The organism is Elstera litoralis (genome assembly GCF_000963705.1).
Taxonomy (GTDB): Bacteria; Pseudomonadota; Alphaproteobacteria; order Elsterales; family Elsteraceae; genus Elstera; species Elstera litoralis.
Genome location: NZ_LAJY01000674.1, coordinates 1 through 4,519, shown reverse-complemented (window position 1 = coordinate 4,519; position 4,519 = coordinate 1). Strand labels below are relative to the sequence as shown.

Annotated in this window: 4 protein-coding genes and 1 pseudogene; all 5 read right to left on the bottom strand. The window is 60.2% G+C overall.

Annotated features, from left to right (window positions below):
- Nucleotides 1-104 precede the first annotated feature (104 nt).
- Nucleotides 105-533, bottom strand: a complete 429-nt coding sequence (locus VZ95_RS18880) for a rhodanese-like domain-containing protein (protein WP_045777534.1) — start codon at nucleotides 531-533, stop codon at nucleotides 105-107.
- A 482-nt stretch (nucleotides 534-1,015) separates the two neighbouring features.
- Nucleotides 1,016-2,245 carry a methyl-accepting chemotaxis protein gene (locus VZ95_RS18875; protein ID WP_052711948.1) on the bottom strand — a complete coding sequence of 410 codons (1,230 nt, stop codon included), beginning with the start codon at nucleotides 2,243-2,245 and terminating at the stop codon, nucleotides 1,016-1,018.
- An 11-nt stretch (nucleotides 2,246-2,256) separates the two neighbouring features.
- Nucleotides 2,257-2,814 carry a cache domain-containing protein gene (locus tag VZ95_RS18870; protein WP_045777234.1) on the bottom strand — a complete coding sequence of 186 codons (558 nt, stop codon included), beginning with the start codon at nucleotides 2,812-2,814 and terminating at the stop codon, nucleotides 2,257-2,259.
- A 326-nt stretch (nucleotides 2,815-3,140) separates the two neighbouring features.
- Complete coding sequence (locus tag VZ95_RS18860) at nucleotides 3,141-4,283, bottom strand: DNA mismatch repair MutL family protein (protein ID WP_052711947.1); 1,143 nt, start codon at nucleotides 4,281-4,283, stop codon at nucleotides 3,141-3,143.
- A pseudogene (locus VZ95_RS29500) lies at nucleotides 4,196-4,519 on the bottom strand (hypothetical protein); the annotation flags it as partial. The gene VZ95_RS18860 and the pseudogene VZ95_RS29500, both read right to left, overlap by 88 nt.

The window sequence follows — 4,519 nt, the reverse complement described above, 5'->3', positions numbered from 1 at the left end:
GTGCGATAATGCTCATTATCATGGGAACAAGCCGCGAAATCCGGCCAGAAATCAGCAAACGTAGCATTGGAGCCTCAAAAAGGAGGGGCTAAAGCAGGGTAAATCTATTGTTCAAGCGGCAATTTTGCTGCGGTCCATTCAGCAAAACCGCCCCGCAGCCAATGGACCTTACCAAACCCAGCCGCTACGGCATCCTTCACAGCCTGAACAGCCGACCAACCGTCGCTCCCATGACCGTGAATGATAATGACCGCCTGCTTATTGGCCCCGAAAACCGCTGGATCGAATTGTTTTGTCTGCTCGTTCTGGAAGCCGGAGAGCGATTTTGCTTTCGGCAGATGGCCTTCGGAAAAAGCGGCTTTGCGGCGCGCATCATAGACCTGAGCCCCCGCATCAATCAGGGTCTTTGCCTCTGCCGCACTAACGGTTTTCGCCCCGTCTAGGGTTGGCGGGGTTTCACCCGTTTGGGCCACAGCCAAGGGCGCGACCATTAGGAATGAGATCATTAAAGCGATAGCACGCAGAAACGGCATGACAAACTCCGATAGTTTCAGATGATATGAATACGATGAGGTGCCGAAATCGGCTCACCGCCAACTCTGTATCACATCGCATATTGATAAAATATAAAGTATTTAACTTCTGTAAGGTTAATGTTGCAATGTGATTTTTCATAACTGAACATGACTGATTTTTGATAAAAAATATAAGTAATTATCAAGAAATTCCTTACCAGAAATCATTCCGAAATAAATTCTGGCAAGCATGTCGCGTGCTCCCCTTATGTTTTCTCATACAAATGAATCAATAAGGGAATCATCGCAACGCGGTATCTACTTACCCACGGATAATTGCTCCGAGTTACCCCGCCATAGGTCGCGCGACCCTGGCCGGATTGGCTGCTGTTGGGTGTGGCTTTCACTTCCGCACCACCCCCGTCAGCAGCTTATGCTTTCACCGGACGGCATGTTCGTCGGCTCGGGGTTCTCCTGCTGACCTTGCGCTGCCCAGCCTCCTAAGCCGCGCGCACTTGCGCCAGGAACTGCGTAATCACCTGCTGGAGCTGCCCCGCCTGGCTCGCCAGCTCATTCGCCGCCGACGAGACGGTTTGCGCCTGATCGCCGACTTGGCCGATGGTCTGGCTCACGTCCGCAATTGATTGGCTGGCATCGCGGGTGCCGCGCGAGGCTTCGTCGACGCTGCGCGAAATCTCGCGCGTCGCGGCGGTTTGCTCCTCAACGGCAGCAGCGACATTGGCGGAAATATCGGCAATCGTGCCGATGGTCTGGTGAATATCGGTCATCGCCGTCATCGCGCCCCGGCTGGCGGACTGAATAGCAGCGATTTGTTGGGAGATTTCCTCAGTCGCGCGGCTGGTTTGCGAGGCGAGCGCTTTCACCTCGGCGGCAACCACGGCGAACCCTTTCCCCGCTTCCCCCGCGCGGGCGGCTTCGATCGTGGCGTTCAAAGCCAGCAGATTGGTCTGCCCGGCGATATCCTGGATCAACTGCACCACCGCGCCGATCTTCTGCGCCGCGCCGTCGAGCCCCTGCATCGTCGCCGCCGCACTCGAAGCTTCGGTATTCGCCCGACTGGTGATCGTGGTGGCGTGCGTGACCTGCTGGCCGATCTCGCTGACCGACGCCGACAGCTCGTTGCCCGCCCCGGCCAGCGAATCCATATGGTGCGATGTGGTTTCCGCCGTGCGCGCCCCGGTTCGGGCCTGATCGAGCGTCTGATGAACGACGCGGCTCATCTCCTGCGAGAGTTTTTGCAGCGTCGCGGAACTGCGGCTGACCAGCGTGACAACGCTTTGCACGCTCTGTTCGAACTGCTCGGCCAGGGCGAGCCGGGTCGCGCGCCGGTCGGCCTCGTGCCGCGCTTGGGCGGCCGCCTGCTCCTGGCGCAAATCGTCGGCTTCCTGCATCGAGCGCTGGAACACGCCGAGCGCCGCCGCCATCGCGCCGATTTCGTCCTTGCGCTGGACGCCCGGAATTTGGCCCGTCAGCGTCCCATGCGACAGATCGGTCATCGCCCCGGTGATCGCCACCAGCGGCTTACACAGACTACGGCTCAAGCGCCAGGCCACCAACAGAGCCAGCAGCAGAACGGCGGTGCCAATCGCCAGCGCCAGCCGTGAGGCTTCCTGCAACACGCTCTGCAACTGCGCCCGGTCGAGCGACAAAAGCGCGACGCCGAAAATATCGCCGCGATAATCGCGGACGGGCAGGGCCGTATAGGTCAACTCCGTTTCCCCTACGCGGCGGTGCCAATCTGGGTGGTGCCTTGCAGGGCGGTCGCTAATGTTTCGGGGGCAACCGGCGGGTCGTTCGCGAAAGTCTTCGCGTGGACGGTGAGCCCCTTCGGCGAATTGACATATAAAGCGACATCCGCCCCCGTTGCGGTTTTCAGCCGGTCGAAAAAGAACTGATCGATGGACAGGCCGATTTCCACAGACCCGATCGGCTTCTGATCCTTGAACACCGGCACAACGCCGCGAATGCCGAGGCCCTCAACGCCGTTTTCGATACCGAAAACCGGCTTTTGCGTGCGGTTCACTTCCACCACCGTGAAGCGAAAGCTGGAAAGATCATCGCCGAATTTTTCCGGGCGATGCACACGCAGGAACGAGGTTGCCGGGGCGAGATGAAATTGCAACTGCCGCACCCCGTGCCGGTCCTTCAATTCTTTGAAAACCGGGCCGAGCATCGCTTGCAGCCCGTCGCGGTCGCGGGCGGCGAAAGCATCGCGGGCGGCGGTATTCTCCCCCAGACTCGCGGCGAGCGACAGGGCGCGGTCTGCCTCCGATTTCACCGAAGACCCGAAAAAACGCCTCCAGCGTCTTCAACTCTTGCGCGGCGGACGCTTCAATGAGCCGCTGACTGATGAAAATATGACTGGCCGTGGTTGCCAAAACAGCGAGGAAAACACTCCCCGTCAGCGCCAAAATCAGACGCTTGGACATGGTCAATTGAATCATAATCGCTCAATCCCGCAAAAAAAAGTGCCGAATTTTCAATCGCAACGCCTAAAAAATAATCTTTTCTGCATTTGCGTTCGGAGAATACAGAATACGATTCTTTTTTTGGTTTTCTATTATTTTTTTTTACTAACAACCGTCAGGATAAGGTCAGATTTCTTTATTTCCGCCCGAACAACCGCTCCAAATCGCCCCGGCTGAGCTGCACATAGGTCGGGCGACCGTGATTGCATTGGCCGCTGTTGGGCGTGACTTCCATCTGGCGCAGCAGCGCATTCATTTCCGGTACCGACAACCGTCGCCCGGCCCGCACCGAGCCGTGACAGGCCATCGTCGAGGCCACCTGATGCAGTTTATCGGTGAGGGCAAAGCCTTCGCCCAAATCGCGCGCTTGATCGGCGAGATCGCGCACCATCTCCGGCAGATCGAGTTTGCCTAAGAGCGCGGGGGCTTCGCGCACCAGCACCGCGCCGGGGCCGAACGGCTCGATCACGAGGCCCAGGCGCTGCCAGTCGGGCGCGCGGGCGACGAGGGCCTCGGCAGCGCTTTCCTCCATCTCCACCACTTCGGGGATCAGCAACGCCTGCCGGGCGATGCCTTGATCGGCGAGCGCGGCTTTTAGCCGTTCATAGACCAAGCGTTCATGGGCGGCGTGCTGATCGACCAGAATCACCCCATCGCGGGTTTCGGCGAGAATATAGGTTTCATGCAGTTGCGCCCGCGCCGCGCCCAGGGGGAAGGCTTCGTCGCTGGGCTCGGACGAGGGGGCTTCCGTTCGCGCCACTGGCGCAAAATCGTTAAAACCGCTCGGCTGGGCAAAGCCGGGCAGGGGCGCGAAATCGGCAGGCGGGGCCTGGAAGCGATAGGCGGCTTCGGCCAATCCCGAGGGAACCGGCCCGCCCGTATAATTCCCCGTGGGCCGCCATTGGGTGAAATGGGTTTGCACCGGCTGCGCCTGGAAACTCCCGAGCGCGGCCCCGGTGACGCTGCTCGACGCCCGATGCCCCGCAGCGGCCAGCGCGTGCCGAATCGCGCCGACGATCAGCCCGCGCACATTGCCCGATTCGCGAAAGCGCACTTCGGTTTTCGCCGGGTGAACATTCACGTCCACCTCGGTCGGCGGCAGATCGAGATAGAGCGCGACCACCGCGTGCCGGTCGTGGGCGAGCACATCCTGATAGGCCCCGCGCACCGCGCCGGTCAGCAGCTTATCCTTCACCGGGCGGCCATTGACGAACAGGAACTGCTGGGCGGAATTGCTGCGGTGATAGGTCGGCAGGCCGATATGGCCGGTGAGGCGCAAGCCTCGCGTTCCGCCAGAATCGGCAGCGCGTTCGGGGCGAAATCGCGGCCCAGCACCGCCGCCAAACGGTTGAGCCGCCCGGTATCGCCCAGCGGCTCGGCGGGAAGCTTCAACAGCGACCGTTCGCCCTCTTGAAGAAAAAACCCGATCTCCGGACGGGCGAGGGCCAGGCGCGTCAGCACATCCTTAATCGCGTCGGTTTCAGAACGCGTGCCTTTCAGAAACTTCAGCCGCGC